Origin of the sequence: Bradyrhizobium sp., assembly GCF_022844465.1 — a bacterium.
Classification (GTDB): domain Bacteria; phylum Pseudomonadota; class Alphaproteobacteria; order Rhizobiales; family Xanthobacteraceae; genus Bradyrhizobium.
The window spans coordinates 617,501-630,614 of the sequence record NZ_JALHLP010000001.1 but is presented as its reverse complement, the minus strand read 5'-3'; the positions used below and the strand labels follow the sequence as shown (position 1 = coordinate 630,614).

The 13,114-nt window shown below is 64.3% G+C and carries 15 protein-coding genes; 14 read left to right on the top strand and 1 reads right to left on the bottom strand.

The window, feature by feature from the left end:
- Positions 1-192: 192 nt before the first annotated feature.
- The 13 genes from Q0D31_RS03190 to Q0D31_RS03130 all read left to right on the top strand — a co-directional run bounded on the left by Q0D31_RS03190 (position 193) and on the right by Q0D31_RS03130 (position 11,554).
- Positions 193-927, top strand: coding sequence for a biotin/lipoate--protein ligase family protein (locus Q0D31_RS03190; RefSeq protein ID WP_291844682.1), 735 nt, complete (start codon positions 193-195; stop codon positions 925-927).
- A 7-nt stretch (positions 928-934) separates the two neighbouring features.
- Positions 935-1,510, top strand: coding sequence for a DUF6505 family protein (locus Q0D31_RS03185; RefSeq protein WP_291844679.1), 576 nt, complete (start codon positions 935-937; stop codon positions 1,508-1,510).
- Positions 1,507-2,526, top strand: a complete 1,020-nt coding sequence (locus Q0D31_RS03180; protein WP_291844677.1) for a DUF6352 family protein — start codon at positions 1,507-1,509, stop codon at positions 2,524-2,526. Before Q0D31_RS03185 ends, Q0D31_RS03180 begins: the two co-directional genes overlap by 4 nt.
- Positions 2,527-2,557: 31 nt before the next feature.
- Positions 2,558-3,091: a DUF3305 domain-containing protein gene (locus Q0D31_RS03175; RefSeq protein ID WP_291844673.1), complete on the top strand. Its 534-nt coding sequence runs from the start codon at positions 2,558-2,560 to the stop codon at positions 3,089-3,091.
- Complete coding sequence (locus Q0D31_RS03170; RefSeq protein ID WP_291844665.1) at positions 3,088-3,750, top strand: DUF3306 domain-containing protein; 663 nt, start codon at positions 3,088-3,090, stop codon at positions 3,748-3,750. The genes Q0D31_RS03175 and Q0D31_RS03170 overlap by 4 nt, the downstream gene beginning before the upstream one ends.
- 139 nt (positions 3,751-3,889) lie before the next feature.
- Positions 3,890-4,675, top strand: coding sequence for a molecular chaperone TorD family protein (locus tag Q0D31_RS03165; RefSeq protein ID WP_291844657.1), 786 nt, complete (start codon positions 3,890-3,892; stop codon positions 4,673-4,675).
- A 36-nt stretch (positions 4,676-4,711) separates the two neighbouring features.
- Positions 4,712-4,942, top strand: a complete 231-nt coding sequence (locus Q0D31_RS03160) for a hypothetical protein (RefSeq protein WP_291844648.1) — start codon at positions 4,712-4,714, stop codon at positions 4,940-4,942.
- Between the two features lie 13 nt (positions 4,943-4,955).
- Positions 4,956-7,919 carry a formate dehydrogenase subunit alpha gene (locus Q0D31_RS03155; RefSeq protein ID WP_291844641.1) on the top strand — a complete coding sequence of 988 codons (2,964 nt, stop codon included), beginning with the start codon at positions 4,956-4,958 and terminating at the stop codon, positions 7,917-7,919.
- 14 nt (positions 7,920-7,933) lie between these two features.
- A complete protein-coding gene (fdh3B, locus tag Q0D31_RS03150; protein ID WP_291844632.1) occupies positions 7,934-8,530 on the top strand; it encodes a formate dehydrogenase FDH3 subunit beta in 597 nt (198 codons plus the stop codon).
- Between the two features lie 65 nt (positions 8,531-8,595).
- The gene (locus tag Q0D31_RS03145) at positions 8,596-9,621 is read left to right on the top strand and encodes a formate dehydrogenase subunit gamma (protein ID WP_291844621.1); all 1,026 of its coding nucleotides are present in this window, start codon (positions 8,596-8,598) and stop codon (positions 9,619-9,621) included.
- A gap of 36 nt (positions 9,622-9,657) precedes the next feature.
- Complete coding sequence (locus Q0D31_RS03140) at positions 9,658-9,813, top strand: hypothetical protein (RefSeq protein ID WP_291844614.1); 156 nt, start codon at positions 9,658-9,660, stop codon at positions 9,811-9,813.
- A gap of 14 nt (positions 9,814-9,827) precedes the next feature.
- Positions 9,828-10,208: a DUF971 domain-containing protein gene (locus tag Q0D31_RS03135; RefSeq protein WP_291844610.1), complete on the top strand. Its 381-nt coding sequence runs from the start codon at positions 9,828-9,830 to the stop codon at positions 10,206-10,208.
- A gap of 92 nt (positions 10,209-10,300) precedes the next feature.
- Positions 10,301-11,554 carry a c-type cytochrome gene (locus tag Q0D31_RS03130; protein WP_291846719.1) on the top strand — a complete coding sequence of 418 codons (1,254 nt, stop codon included), beginning with the start codon at positions 10,301-10,303 and terminating at the stop codon, positions 11,552-11,554.
- Between the two features lie 32 nt (positions 11,555-11,586).
- Here the strand turns inward: Q0D31_RS03130 and Q0D31_RS03125 are convergent, their stop codons facing one another.
- On the bottom strand, positions 11,587-11,796 hold the full coding sequence (locus Q0D31_RS03125) for a hypothetical protein (RefSeq protein ID WP_291844605.1): 210 nt from the start codon (positions 11,794-11,796) through the stop codon (positions 11,587-11,589).
- A gap of 237 nt (positions 11,797-12,033) precedes the next feature.
- Here Q0D31_RS03125 and Q0D31_RS03120 point away from each other — a divergent pair, with 237 nt between their 5' ends.
- Positions 12,034-13,095, top strand: a complete 1,062-nt coding sequence (locus Q0D31_RS03120) for a 2-dehydropantoate 2-reductase (protein WP_291844604.1) — start codon at positions 12,034-12,036, stop codon at positions 13,093-13,095.
- Positions 13,096-13,114: the final 19 nt, after the last annotated feature.

The following is a 13,114-nucleotide window of genomic DNA, read 5'->3' as shown; positions in this document are numbered from 1 at the left end:
CTGAAATGGTATCCTGAAGTCGCTTGACCAAGCGGGCGGTTGCTTCGCCCCACGGTTCTGCGGTAACCGCTCGGACCAGGAACTGCAAGGCTGAAAGGCCGCTCTCGCGAGCGGCCGGCGCGGGTCGACATCGCACGGCGGCCCGTGACCCTTTGCTGGGTCCATTTGACCGCGATCGCGTGAATTGAGGACATGGAAAAGACCCTCGACCTACCGCCCGGATATACTTTGGTCGCACTTCGCGAGCTCGGCGACGCTTTCGCGCATGGCTGCGAGATCGCGCCGCAGGCTGGCGCCGGGACGCTGGTATGGGTGCGCCGCTACGACCTGGTCGAATTCGCCGTGATACTGGAGCCGGACGAGCCGCTGAAGTCGGCGCGCCGGGCATTCTTCGCCGGCATGAACGCCGTTGCGGACGCGATTGCCGCCCATTGCCCGCCCGAACGCGAGATCCGTTTCGACTGGCCCGACGCGATCCGGTTCGACGCGGGGTTGCTTGGCGGCGGACGGCTGGGCTGGCCCAGGGAATGCGCCGAAACCGAGGTCCCGGCATGGCTGGTGTTTGGCGTCATCCTGCGGGCCGCCGACATGGTTGATGTCGGGGAGGTGCAGGCCGCCGCCGGCGTGTCGCTGCTGAGCGAAGGTTTCGAAATGATCGATACCGAAGCCATCATCGAAAGCTTCACCCGGCATCTGATGACTGCGTTCGATCTCTGGAACGAGCGCGGGTTCGAGGCGATTGCGCGCGACTATCTTGAGCGGCTGCCTCGGTCCGTGGCCGGTGAGCGCCGCGGCATCGACGTCAACGGTGACCTCCTGGTGAGCCAGCCGGCCGGTCGCGGACCACCGCAGCGGAGCAGCCTTGTGGATGCGCTGCGAAGCGCCAGCTGGTATGATCCGCAAGCACGCGGCCCGAAACTCGGATGAGGCGGACATGTTGAAGTTTCCGCGCACGATCAGGCTGGACCCGTCGGACACTTTCGTCTTCGAGCGGGCGGCGGAGCCCGGTGAATGGGCGGTGTCCGGCGCGTTTGTGTTCTGGAATCGCGATCCCGCAACCCTCGGCCAGAAACAACGCGTGGCGCTGCGTTCCGGCTTCCTCGGCATCGATAGCCTGGGATGGTCGACGCTTGCCGTCGTCACCGAAGCGACGGAAGCGGAACGGCTGGCGATGATCGCGCGTCTCGCCGGCCAGTTGATGGAAAAGTTCGGCGCGCCCGACGCCAATGCCGCGCGCCTTGCCGCCGAGGAGGAGATCGGGTTTGCGGCCTCGCTGTGCGATCACGCGCCGCAGACGCTGCTCGCGGTGCAGCGCAGTGTCGAAGACGGTGAAATCCGCGAACGCTTCCGTACCCTGAAGCCGCGGCCGGCGGCGGGCGACGCGGATCGGTTGCACGCGCATGCCAGCGCCTTTACCTTCCACGAGCTTGAAGGCGACGTCGAACCGGCCGAGGAGGTCGATCTGCTGGGATTGATGGGGGCCGGCCGCATGACCAGGGATCGCACATGAGAGAGTTCTGGGTCGCCTCCGGCCATCACCTCACGCGCCGCGCCGATCACGGCGGCCTCGTCGCCACGCCCGAACTGATCATGGCCTATCTGGCGCGGCCCGAATTGATGCCGCCGGCCGACGCCTGCGAGCCCGAACGCCAGCTGCATGCGAGCCTCATGGCCGATCCGCTTCGCCTGGTTCCAGAGAGTGAAATTGCCGCGCTCGCCGACGCCGACGCGCGCGAAAACTGGGCCTTCATGATGAAGTTCCGCGACCGGCTGATGGCGGCGCCCTCGCTCGAGGCGGTCTATGTCGCGCTCGCCCGCAAGGGTGCCGGCGACCTTCCGCCGATCTTTCTGTCGCAGCTTTGCCATTTGATTCTGCGCAACGCGCTGGAGGGGTGCGAGGATCCCTATATGCTGCGTGCAGCCGAATTGTTCTATCGCAGCCAGCTGGCGACCCTGCACGACGGCACCTTGCTGTTGGCCGATGCGGAGGTGGTGGAGGCCGAGCAACTGGCCCGCCAGGACATGCATTCATCTCCGCTGACGGCGATGCTGCAGCCAAAGGCGTTCGGCGAGATGGACGTGATGGACGACGACAACGCCTGGACCTACTGGTCCCGTTCGGACGCGCACGCGATGGCGATGAATCTCGGCGGCAACCCGAGGGCACGGGCCGGGTTGTGCCGGGTGATCGAGCGCTGGATCGGTCATCTGCTCTGCGTTGCCGTCAAGGTCGAGACAGTTCCCTCGATCGAGGACCGCGACTGGCGCTGGTTCGTCGGCCTCGACAGCGAGGCGACGCGGATCGGCAATGCGCTATGGCGCGGTGACCGGCCGGAGCGCAACGTCGCCGAGCGGATCGTGGCGCTGATGCGCCTGAACTTCGAGGATACGCGGCTGGTGGATGAACGCGTCGGCGACCGGCCGGTTTACCTCATCCTCGCCATGGGCGCCGACAAAGTCGTGCGGATGAAGCCGCAAAACCTGATCGCGGGGCTGCCGCTGGCGGCGATCGCGAATGTCGCATGATCGGCCACCGGATGGAGCATCGAGCCTGGCCATGACCGAAGTTTCCCGCGAGGTCGGCGTCGTGATACGCCACCGCTCGATCGACAATCCCTGGATCGACCATCTGTGGTCGCCGGCGATGATCCTGGACGAGGTGCCGGCGACGGCGCCGTGGACGGCGCTGTCGACGGAGGCCGATGCGACGATCTACTATGCCGGCTCCGCCAGCATCGAGCTGTTCAGTTCGGATACCGCCAGTTACCGCGATAATCTTGCCGATGGCGAACCGAAAATCTGGGTCGCGCTGCGGCGTCAGGAGGGCGGGCCCGAACTCGAACTGACCAAGGTAACGGCCGACCCGACCGAGGGGGAGGCCATGTTCGAAAGCGGCTGCGACGTCATCGGCACGGTTCCGATGCCGCCTGACATTGCGTCGTGGATTGCAGCTTTTGTCGATGAATTTCATGTCGAGCGCGTATTCCACAAGCGCAAGCGGGATCGCGCGGGCGGCGACCGGGATCGCGCGCCCGGCGACCGCCGGCGATTGCCGGGCGGCTCGTCGGATGAGGGAACGGGGCGGACATGAGCGGTCCTGAAAAAGAGGGTCAGGGACGTAATTTTCTTGCGCGCTGGTCCCAGCGCAAGCAGGAAGCAATGCGTCCTGACTTGGAACAGGGCGCCGCGGATGCGGCTCCATCGCCCGATCCGCCGGCTACGCCAGCCGAGACGGCAACGGAGCCGGAGTTTGACCTTTCCACGCTGCCCAAGCTTGAGGAACTCACGGGGACGACCGACATTTCCGCGTTCCTGCGCAAGGGCGTTCCGGAACATTTGCGTAACGCGGCTTTGCAGAAATCCTGGGCGCTCGATCCCGCCATTCGCAACTACGTCAACCCGGCGTTGGAATATGCCTACGATTGGAACACGCCGGGCGGGTTCCCCGGAAGCAGCGAGCTGGGCGCGGGCATCGACGTGGCGCGCCTGGTTTCGCAGATCATGGGTGGGGAATCAGCGATCGAGCCGGCAACGCGCGCCCCGACGAGCGGCGAAGCGGCGAAATCCCTTGCACCCGATGCACCCGTTGAGCCTCGCCGGTTGAGTGAGGAACCGACGGCAAAATCCGAAGTCGGTTCAACGGCTCGGGACGATCACGAGATTGTCGGGATGGAAAAAACTGGACCCGTTGAGAATACCGCGCCGCAGCAACAGGTGCGACGTCATGGCAGCGCTAAACCGATCGGTTAGCCAAAAGTTTTTCATTTCAACAAAAGTTTTTGCTGAAATAGGCAAAGCCTATGCTACAGATTTGCTCCTTGGAACAATTCCAAGTTGGGTGGGGATGCCCAATTGAGAGGCGCGAGGCGGGGAGAGAATCGGTCGCACCATGCGTGACGCCGGTCTGGAATTAGCACTCAGGGCAGCGGGTGGCGTCGCATCGCTGGCGCGAGGGATCGGCATTGCGCAGCCCTCGGTGTCTGCGTGGTCGCGCATTCCTGCGGAGCGAGTTCTCGCTGTCGAGGCGCTGACTCAGGTGAATCGCTTTGTTCTTCGTCCGGATCTCTACCCGCCCTCCGGGAATCATGTGACATCAAAATCCGAAATTGACGAGATCGACCAGCTGCGCGCCGCGGAATACGGCCTGTTGTCGGTGCTGCTTGGCAAGGCGCCCGACGCCAATACACTCGCTCGGGTCGCCACCCTGAAGGGGGACGGATCCGATCTCGGCCTTGCCCACATCGAGCTTGCGTCCGCCGCAGCGGCCACAGACGACCGTGCCGTCAGCAAGGAGTTCTTCGATCTCTTCATCGGGCTCGGGCGCGGTGAGCTGCTTCCCTATGCCTCGTATTACCTGACCGGCTTCCTGCATGAGCGCCCGCTGGCGCGGGTGCGCGAAGAGCTCGATGCGCTTGGGATCGAGCGCGCGGGCAGTTCGCGCGAGCCGGAAGATCACATCGCGATTCTGCTCGAGGTCATGGCGGGCCTCGCGCGCGGCGACTTCGAAGCCGACTTTGCCCAGCAGGCGCGTTTTTTCGAGCGTCATCTCAAGCCGTGGGCGGCGCGGATGTTCGCGGACTTAGAGATGTCGCAATCGTCGCGCTTCTACCGTTCGGTCGGGCGCGTCGGTCGTGTCTTCATGGAATTGGAATCCGAGGCCTTCACGCTGTCCTGAGTGACGGCGCGAGGCGAGCCGAAAGGGGAGGACGTTATGAGCAAGCCATCTGACAGCAAGGCGCTTGACTGCAAGGGCAAGCCGCAGACCGCGATCATGGACCGGCGCAGCCTGTTCATGATGGGCGGGTCGGCGGTCGCCGCGGTGGCGGTCATGCCGCTTGCGGGCGGCGAGGCCATCGCGGACGAGTCGCAGGCCGAGCGCGTCAAGGCGCGCTACAAGGAAACCGACCACGTCAAGACTTTCTATCGCGTCAACCGCTATTGATGGAACCACGCACATGTTGATCAAGCGAAGAGACGGATCCGCGGGCAAAGCGCGTTTGCAGGGTGTCGCCGCTGGCTTGGCGTCGGGAGTTCTCGACCGCCGCACGTTCCTGCGGCGGTCCGGTCTGGCGGCGGGCGCTGGCGCCGCCATCGGCCTGATGCCGCTGGGCTCGGTGGCCAAGGCGCAGGGGCCGAAAATCGTCGGCGCGGCGATGGAAACCAAAAAGAACATCTGCACGCATTGCTCGGTCGGGTGCACCGTTATCGCCGAAGTGCAGAACGGCGTCTGGGTCGGCCAGGAGCCGGGCTGGGAAAGCCCGATCAACCGCGGGTCGCATTGCGCCAAGGGCGCGGCGGTGCGCGAACTCGTGCATGGCGACCGCCGGCTGAAATATCCGATGAAGCTGGTCAATGGCGAGTGGCAGCGGGTTTCGTGGGATCAGGCCATCAACGAGATCGGCGACAAGATGCTGGAGATCCGCGCCAAGTCCGGCGCCGATTCCGTCTATCTGCTCGGCTCGGCTAAATTCTCCAACGAGGGCGGCTATCTGTTCCGCAAGTTCGGTGCGTTCTGGGGCACCAATTCGGTGGACCACCAGGCCCGCATCTGCCACTCCACCACGGTTGCCGGCGTCGCCAATACCTGGGGCTACGGCGCGATGACCAACTCCTACAACGACATCAGGAACTCCAAGACCGTCGTCTTCATGGGGTCGAACGCCGCCGAGGCCCATCCGGTGTCATTGCAGCACATCCTGGCCGGCAAGGAAATCAACCGCGCCAACGTGTTCGTGCTCGACCCGCGCTTCACCCGCACCGCCGCCCACGCCACCGAGTATGTCCGCTTCCGCAGCGGCACCGACATCGCGGTGATCTGGGGCATGCTGCACCACATCTTCAACAACGGGTGGGAGGACAAGCAGTTCATTGCGCAACGCGTCTACGGCATGGACCAGATCCGCGCCGAAGTCGCGAAGTGGACGCCGGAGGAAGTCGAGCGCGTCTCCGGGATTCCCGGCGAGCAATTGAAGAAGGTCGCCGAGACCTTTGCCAAGCAGCGGCCGTCGACCTTCATCTGGTGCATGGGCGGAACCCAGCACACCGTCGGCACCGCCAATGTGCGCGCTTACTGCAACCTGCTGCTGGCGACCGGCAACGTCGGCACCTTCGGCGGCGGCGCCAACATCTTCCGCGGCCACTGCAACGTGCAGGGTGCGACCGATATCGGCCTCGATATCACGACGTTGCCGCTCTATTACGGCCTGGTCGAAGGCGCCTGGAAGCACTGGGCGCGGGTCTGGGAGGTCGACTACGACTATCTGCAGGCGCGCTTCGACGAAGTACCGGCGAAGGCGGGCCGTCCGGCCCGCACCCGCAAGCAGAACATGGAATTGCCGGGCATCCCGTCAACCCGCTGGTTCGATGCGACGCTCGCCAATCCCGATGACGTCGATCAGCGCGACAGCCTGAAGGCCATGATCATCATGGGGCATGGCGGCAACACCGTTCCGCGCATGACGGAGATGGTGAAGGGAATCGAGAAGCTCGAGTTGCTGGTCGTCGCCGACCCGCATCCTACCACGTTTGCCCACATTTCCGAGCGCAAGAATGGCACGTATCTGCTGCCGGCCTGCACCCAGTTCGAAACCACGGGCTCGCGCACGGCCTCCAACCGGTCGATTCAATGGGGCGAGCAGGTGGTCAAGCCGATCTTCGAATCGAAGGACGATTACGAGATCATCTATCGGCTGGCCGAGAAGGTCGGCTTTGCCCCGCAGATGTTCAAGAACATCAAGGTCGAGAACAAGCGTCCGGTTCCCGAAGACGTGTTGCGGGAAATCAACCGCGGCGGATTCTCGACCGGCTATTCCGGTCAGTCGCCGGAGCGGTTGAAGGCGCATATGAAGAACCAGGGCAAGTTCGATCTGGTGACCCTGCGCGCCAAGGCCGACGAGCCCGAGATCGGCGGAGAGTATTACGGCTTGCCGTGGCCGTGCTGGGGCAAGCCCGAGATCAAGCATCCGGGCACGCACACGCTCTATAACACCAACCTTCATGTGAAGGATGGCGGCGGCACGTTCCGCGCCCGCTTCGGTGTGGTCTATGAAGAGAAGCAGGCGGACGGTTCGGTGAAGAACGTCAACCTGCTGGCGGAGGGCTCCTACAGCAAGGGTTCGGAGCTGACCGACGGCTACCCCGAGTTCACCTATGGCGTGCTCAAGAAGCTCGGCTGGGACAAGGATCTCACAGAAGCCGAACTCGCCACCATCAACAGGATCGGCGGCAACAATCCCGACGGCGTTGGCTGGGCGGTCGATCTTTCCGGCGGCATCATCCGCGTCACGCTGGCTCATGGCGTGATGGCCTATGGCAACGGCAAAGCCCGGGCAGTGGCGTGGAATCTGCCCGATCCGGTGCCGGTGCATCGCGAGCCTATCTACACGCCGCGGCCCGAACTGGTGGCCAAATATCCGACGCGACCGGACGGCCGTCAGTTCCGCATGGCCAATCTCGGCTTCTCCATCCAGAAGTCGGCGGTGGACAAGGGACTCGCCAAGCAATTCCCGATCATCCTGACTTCCGGACGGCTGGTCGAATATGAAGGCGGCGGCGAGGAAACCCGTTCGAACAAGTGGCTGGCCGAATTGCAGCAGGACATGTTTGTCGAGGTCAATACGGCGGACGCCGCCGAGCGTGGCATAAAGGATGGCGGCTGGGTCTGGGTCTACGGCCCGGAAAACAGCTCCAAGGCGCGGGTCAAGGCGATGGTAACCGACCGGGTCGGCAAGGGCGTGGCGTTCATGCCGTTCCACTTCTCCGGCTGGTTCCAGGGCGTCGATCAGCGCGGCAAGTATCCGAAGGGCAGCGATCCGATCGTGCTTGGCGAAAGCGTCAACACGATCATGTCCTACGGCTACGATCCGGTTACCGGCATGCACGAGGGCAAGGTGACCCTGTGCCAGATTCAATCGGCGTGAGGGGAGAATAGATCATGGCTCGCGTCAAATTTCTTTGTGATGCCGACCGTTGCATCGAGTGCAACGCCTGCGTGACCGCCTGCAAGAACGAACATGAAGTGCCGTGGGGCATCAATCGCCGCCGGGTCGTCACCATCAATGACGGCAAGCCCGGCGAGCGTTCGGTGTCGATGGCCTGCATGCACTGCACCGATGCGCCGTGCGCCGCGGTCTGCCCGGTGTCGTGCTTCTACACCACGACCGACGGCGTGGTGCTGCATTCCAAGGACCTTTGCATCGGCTGCGGATACTGCTTCTACGCCTGTCCGTTCGGTGCGCCGCAATATCCGAAGGTCGGAAACTTCGGATCGCGCGGCAAAATGGACAAGTGCACCTACTGCGCGGGCGGGCCGGAAGCCGACTCCACGCCGGCTGAATACGCCAAGTATGGCGCCAACCGCCTCGCCGAAGGCAAGCTGCCGATCTGCGCGGAGATGTGCTCCACCAAATCGCTGCTCGCGGGCGACGGCGCGATCATCGCCGAAATCTACAAGGAGCGGGTGATGAAGCGCGGTTACGGTTCCGGCATGTGGGGCTGGAAAACCGCCTACAGCGACTCGCCGACCGGCTGACGCCACAGCCGCCGCGCTCGCGCGGCGGCGTTCGTTTAATTTCGAACCGAAAGGGCGTTGTGCAAATGCCAGGCTCACTTTCAATTCTCAAGCTTGATGCTTTAAGATCGCTACTGGCCGCGCTCGCGCTGCTGTTCGTGGTCGCGCATCCCGCCGCTGCCCAGCTTTCCTTCAAGCCGACCGCCGAAGCCGTTCAGGAAGACAAGCTGCTGAATGCGCTGAAGGAAGGTGACAAGATCTCAGGGCGCATCTCCATCCCCGACGGGATGGCCGCCAGCCTAATTCAGCCCGCCGGCCGTGAATGGCGCGATTTCCAGCGAAGCACGTTGCCCATCATCGGTGGCGTTTCCATTCTCGGCATGCTCGCGCTTCTGGCGATCTTCCTGATGGTGCGCGGCCGGATCCGGGTCGAGCACGGCTTTTCGGGAAAGACGCTCCTGCGGTTTGCGAGCTTCGAACGCTTCACCCATTGGCTGACGGCAACCTGCTTCATCATTCTCGCGCTTTCAGGCCTCAACATCAGCTTCGGCCGCATGTTGATCATGCCGATGCTCGGCGCGGAGGCCTTTGCGTCAATGTCGGCCTACGCCAAGCTTGCGCATAATTATCTCGCGTTCCCGTTCATGCTGGGCCTCGTGATCATGTTCCTGATCTGGATCAAGGACAACATTCCCGGCAGGATCGATCTGGAGTGGATCCGGCAGGGCGGCGGCCTTCTTTCCTCAGGCAAGCATCCACCTGCCAAACGTTTCAACGCCGGCCAAAAAGGCATCTTCTGGATCGTCATCATCGGCGGTGTGCTGATGTCGGTGTCAGGCTGGTATCTGCTGTTCCCCTACATGCTGCCTGACGTCACCGGGCTGTTGTTCTGGACAGTGATCCACGCCGTGATCGCGATGCTGTTCATCGCCGCGATGCTGGCGCACATCTATATCGGCTCGATCGGGATGGAGGGTGCGTTCGATGCCATGGGCACCGGCGAGGTCGATCTCAACTGGGCCAAGGAGCATCACGCGCTCTGGGTCGCGGAAGAGCAGGCCAAGGCCAATGCGTCCGCAAATAGATCGGCGCGAGCGGTGCCGGCCGAATGATCCGGCCCTGCTCAGACCAAAAGTGAGGAAATTGCCATGAAAGTCTTTGTTGCGTCGCTGCTGTTCGCGCTGGTGGCCGCGGTAGGCGTCGCGCTGTTCCTCGATACCATCCAGAAGCCAAGCTCGACCAGCTTTACCACCAGTGGCGCCAGGGTAAGCGATCCCGGTCATAATCTGATTGGTCCGAGCTGAATTCGGCGGAGGGCGTGCCTGACGTCACGCTAGCTTGGCCGGTCGAAATCCGGCTGCTGAAGGACCGCCGCGCGCTGCAGGTCGCCTTTGACGATGGGAAGACGTTCAACCTGCCTGCGGAACTGCTCCGGGTGACCAGCCCCTCCGCCGAGGTGCAGGGGCATTCCGAAGCCGAGCGCAAGACCGTCGGCGGCAAGCGCAACGTGACCATTCTCTCCGTCGATCCCGTCGGAAACTATGCGGTCAGGATCGGATTTGACGACATGCACGCGACCGGCATCTACTCTTGGACCTTTCTGCGCGACCTCGGATTGAACGCCGACCGGCGCTTTCAGGAATACATCGACGATCTCGAGGCCAAGGGCCTTGATCGCGACAGGCCCGGCGTACGCTAGGGTCGATGCGGATGCGGCACGGCATTTTCGCGAACCTGTCGTTCGCCAGGGCAAGCCGATCGGTGCTGGTGATCTTTGCGCTGGTGCTGCTCATGCTGCCGATCGGCGTCACCGCCGCTTTCGCCCAGTTGCGTGGCCATGGCGGCCCGGTGCGGGCGCTGGCGATTTCATCGGACGGGCAGACGGTGATCTCCGGCAGCTTCGATTCGACCGCCGTACGCTGGTCGCTGGCGCGCAACGCGGCCGAGCAGGTGCTTCGCTTTCATGCCGACGCCGTCAACGCGGTCGCATGGCTGCGCGACGGTCGCGCGGCGACCGCGGGCGCAGATGGCCGCATCGCGATCTGGACCTCGGGCAAATCCGAGCCCGACACGGTGCTGGAAGGCCATAGCGGGCCGGTCGCGGCGCTGGCGGCGTCAGCCGACGGTGCGACGCTCGCTTCGGCGTCCTGGGACCACACGGTCCGGCTCTGGCCACTAGCCGGCGGCCCCCCTCGCGTGCTCGACGGCCATTCGCAAAACGTCAACGGCGTGGCGTTCGCCGCCGACGGCCGCGCACTGATCAGCGTCAGCTACGATCAGAGCGTCCGCATCTGGCCGCTGTCGGGTTCGCTAGCGCCGACCGTGGTTGCGATGCCGACCCCGCTGAACGCGGTTGCCGTCAACCGCGACGGTGAAATCGCCATCGGCGGCGCCGACGGCCGGGTTTACTGGCTGGCTGCCGGCGGGGCGCGCGCCGGTGAGGTGACGGCCGGGCCGAGGCCGGTGATCTCGATCGCGATCTCGCCCGACGGTGCGCATGTCGCCGCCGCCAGCATCGGCGGCGCGGTGGCGGTGATCGACCGCGCCACGCGCAGCCTGGCGCGCACGCTGGTCGGCCCGGGGTTGCCGGTGTGGTCGGTAGCGTTCCTGCCTGATAGTCGCACTTTGCTTACCGGCGGCGCCGACAATATCGTCCGTCGCTGGAACGCGGCGACCGGCGAGCCGATCGATCGGCTGTTGCTGGAGACGACGGGAGATCCGCTCGCCGCCTATGCCGGCGATCGCGGCGCGGAAGTTTTTCGCGCCTGCGTCGCTTGCCATACGCTGGGTGCGGAGCAGGCCAGCAAGGCCGGCCCGACGCTTGCCGGCATCTTCAGCCGGCGGATCGCAACCGCGCCGGGCTATAACTTCTCCGATGCGCTCAAGCGGCTCGATATCGTCTGGACACCGGAGACGGTTTCCAAACTGTTCGAGATCGGACCACAGGCCTATACGCCGGGCACCAAGATGCCCGAGCAGCGCATCGGCTCGGAACAGGACCGTGCGGCGCTGGTGCAATTTCTGGAGCGCGCGACAAAGCGATAGGCGGCTTTATCAGCCGTTCCCCATCCGCCGCATCAAGGCTTCGCGGGGGCCGAAAACACCAGCGACAGGTCCTCGAAGTCTTCGATCGGAAGCCCGTCCAGCCCGACCGCGGCCGGAGTTTTTTTCAGCGACGCCATGCCCGTCGTGGTGGCGGAGCGTTCGGTCGAAATCGAGTGCGATCGCAGCGTTACCGCCGCGAGCAGGGCGACTGCCGCGAATCCTGAAATCATCAGACGCGTCATGGGAAAACTCCATTTGGTCAGAAAGAATGAAAAATGACTCGCGCGCTACCGCTTTACGCCGGGCGGCAGCAGGCAAAGGTGATCGGCTTCACGTATCACAATGTTGTTTTGGCCCCCGCGGCGCCCCGGCGCCCACGCGATACGCATGGGGTCGTCGCGCTTTCGGCGTGGCTCGCCCGTTGTGATATGCCCGTCCGGCGCGCTATCCTCGACAGCAACAAGCAATCGGGGGGACGCATGGGCAGGAAGATAGCGATCGTCGGAGCAGGCGCGGTCGGCGGCTATGCCGGAGCCCACATGGTGCAGGCGGGCGAGGACGTGACATTCATCGATCCCTGGCCCGAGCATGTCGAACACATGAGAAAGCACGGCCTGCGCGTCACCCACGCGACGGACGTCGCGGAATTTTCGGTCGCGGTACGGGCGCTGCACCTGACCGATGCCCAGCAGCTCGCCAGGGAGACGCCGATCGATATCGCCTTCGTGTGCATGAAATCCTACGACACCGCATGGGCCACCATGCTGATCCAGCAGTACCTGGCGCCGGACGGTTACGTCGTGTCGCTGCAGAACTGCATGAACGAGGAGACGATCGCCGGCATTGTCGGCTGGGGCAGGACGCTCGGATGCATTGCCAGCAGCATCACCGTCAACCTGCCGGAGCCCGGCCACATCCACCGTGGCGCCGGCAAGGGCGGGGCCGCGCATACGGTGTTTCGCGCCGGCGAAGTCCATGGTCGCATCACGCAAAGGGCGCAGGAGATATGCCGCCTGGTCGGCTATGCCGACAGCGCCAAGGTCACGGATAATCTGTGGGGCGAGCGCTGGTCGAAGCTGGTCGCCAACGTCATGGGCAACGGACTTTCCGCCTGCACCGGCCTCACCGGCGGCGAGGTGCTGCAGAACGAGCCGATCCGCCGTTTCTCCACGCGGCTCGGTAGCGAGGCGATCCGCGTCGGCCAGGCGCACGGCTATCAACTGGAAGAGATCCTGCATCTGCCGCCGGAGACGATCGCGCGTGCCGGGGAGGGCGACGAGGCGGCGACGCGGACCTGCGACGAGCAACGCTTCAAGGACGGCAAGCGGACCTCCGCCGGGCAGCGTCCCTCGATGGGCCAGGACATGCAGAAGAGCCGGCGCACCGAAATCGAATTCCTCAATGGCTTTGTGGTGCGCGAGGGCGAGAAGGTCGGGCTGCCGTGCCGGGCCAATGCGGCGCTGACGGACATCGTAAAGCGGGTGGAGCGCAAGGAGCTGAGCCCCGACCCGCGGCTGATCACGGAGTTGCGGCTGAACTGAGCCGCCCTGACAGGACCTC

Excerpts from the sequence above, each read along its gene's own strand:
- Q0D31_RS03140 (WP_291844614.1), top strand. The coding sequence starts at position 9,658 with ATGAAAGTCTTTGTTGCGTCGCTGCTGTTCGCGCTGGTGGCCGCGGTA.
- Q0D31_RS03125 (WP_291844605.1), bottom strand. The coding sequence starts at position 11,796 with ATGACGCGTCTGATGATTTCAGGATTCGCGGCAGTCGCCCTGCTCGCG.
- Q0D31_RS03180 (WP_291844677.1), top strand. The coding sequence starts at position 1,507 with ATGAGAGAGTTCTGGGTCGCCTCCGGCCATCACCTCACGCGCCGCGCC.
- Q0D31_RS03155 (WP_291844641.1), top strand. The coding sequence starts at position 4,956 with ATGTTGATCAAGCGAAGAGACGGATCCGCGGGCAAAGCGCGTTTGCAG.
- Q0D31_RS03170 (WP_291844665.1), top strand. The coding sequence starts at position 3,088 with ATGAGCGGTCCTGAAAAAGAGGGTCAGGGACGTAATTTTCTTGCGCGC.
- Q0D31_RS03160 (WP_291844648.1), top strand. The coding sequence starts at position 4,712 with ATGAGCAAGCCATCTGACAGCAAGGCGCTTGACTGCAAGGGCAAGCCG.
- Q0D31_RS03175 (WP_291844673.1), top strand. The coding sequence starts at position 2,558 with ATGACCGAAGTTTCCCGCGAGGTCGGCGTCGTGATACGCCACCGCTCG.
- Q0D31_RS03190 (WP_291844682.1), top strand. The coding sequence starts at position 193 with ATGGAAAAGACCCTCGACCTACCGCCCGGATATACTTTGGTCGCACTT.
- Q0D31_RS03120 (WP_291844604.1), top strand. The coding sequence starts at position 12,034 with ATGGGCAGGAAGATAGCGATCGTCGGAGCAGGCGCGGTCGGCGGCTAT.
- Q0D31_RS03165 (WP_291844657.1), top strand. The coding sequence starts at position 3,890 with ATGCGTGACGCCGGTCTGGAATTAGCACTCAGGGCAGCGGGTGGCGTC.
- Q0D31_RS03145 (WP_291844621.1), top strand. The coding sequence starts at position 8,596 with ATGCCAGGCTCACTTTCAATTCTCAAGCTTGATGCTTTAAGATCGCTA.
- Q0D31_RS03185 (WP_291844679.1), top strand. The coding sequence starts at position 935 with ATGTTGAAGTTTCCGCGCACGATCAGGCTGGACCCGTCGGACACTTTC.
- Q0D31_RS03130 (WP_291846719.1), top strand. The coding sequence starts at position 10,301 with ATGCTGCCGATCGGCGTCACCGCCGCTTTCGCCCAGTTGCGTGGCCAT.
- fdh3B (WP_291844632.1), top strand. The coding sequence starts at position 7,934 with ATGGCTCGCGTCAAATTTCTTTGTGATGCCGACCGTTGCATCGAGTGC.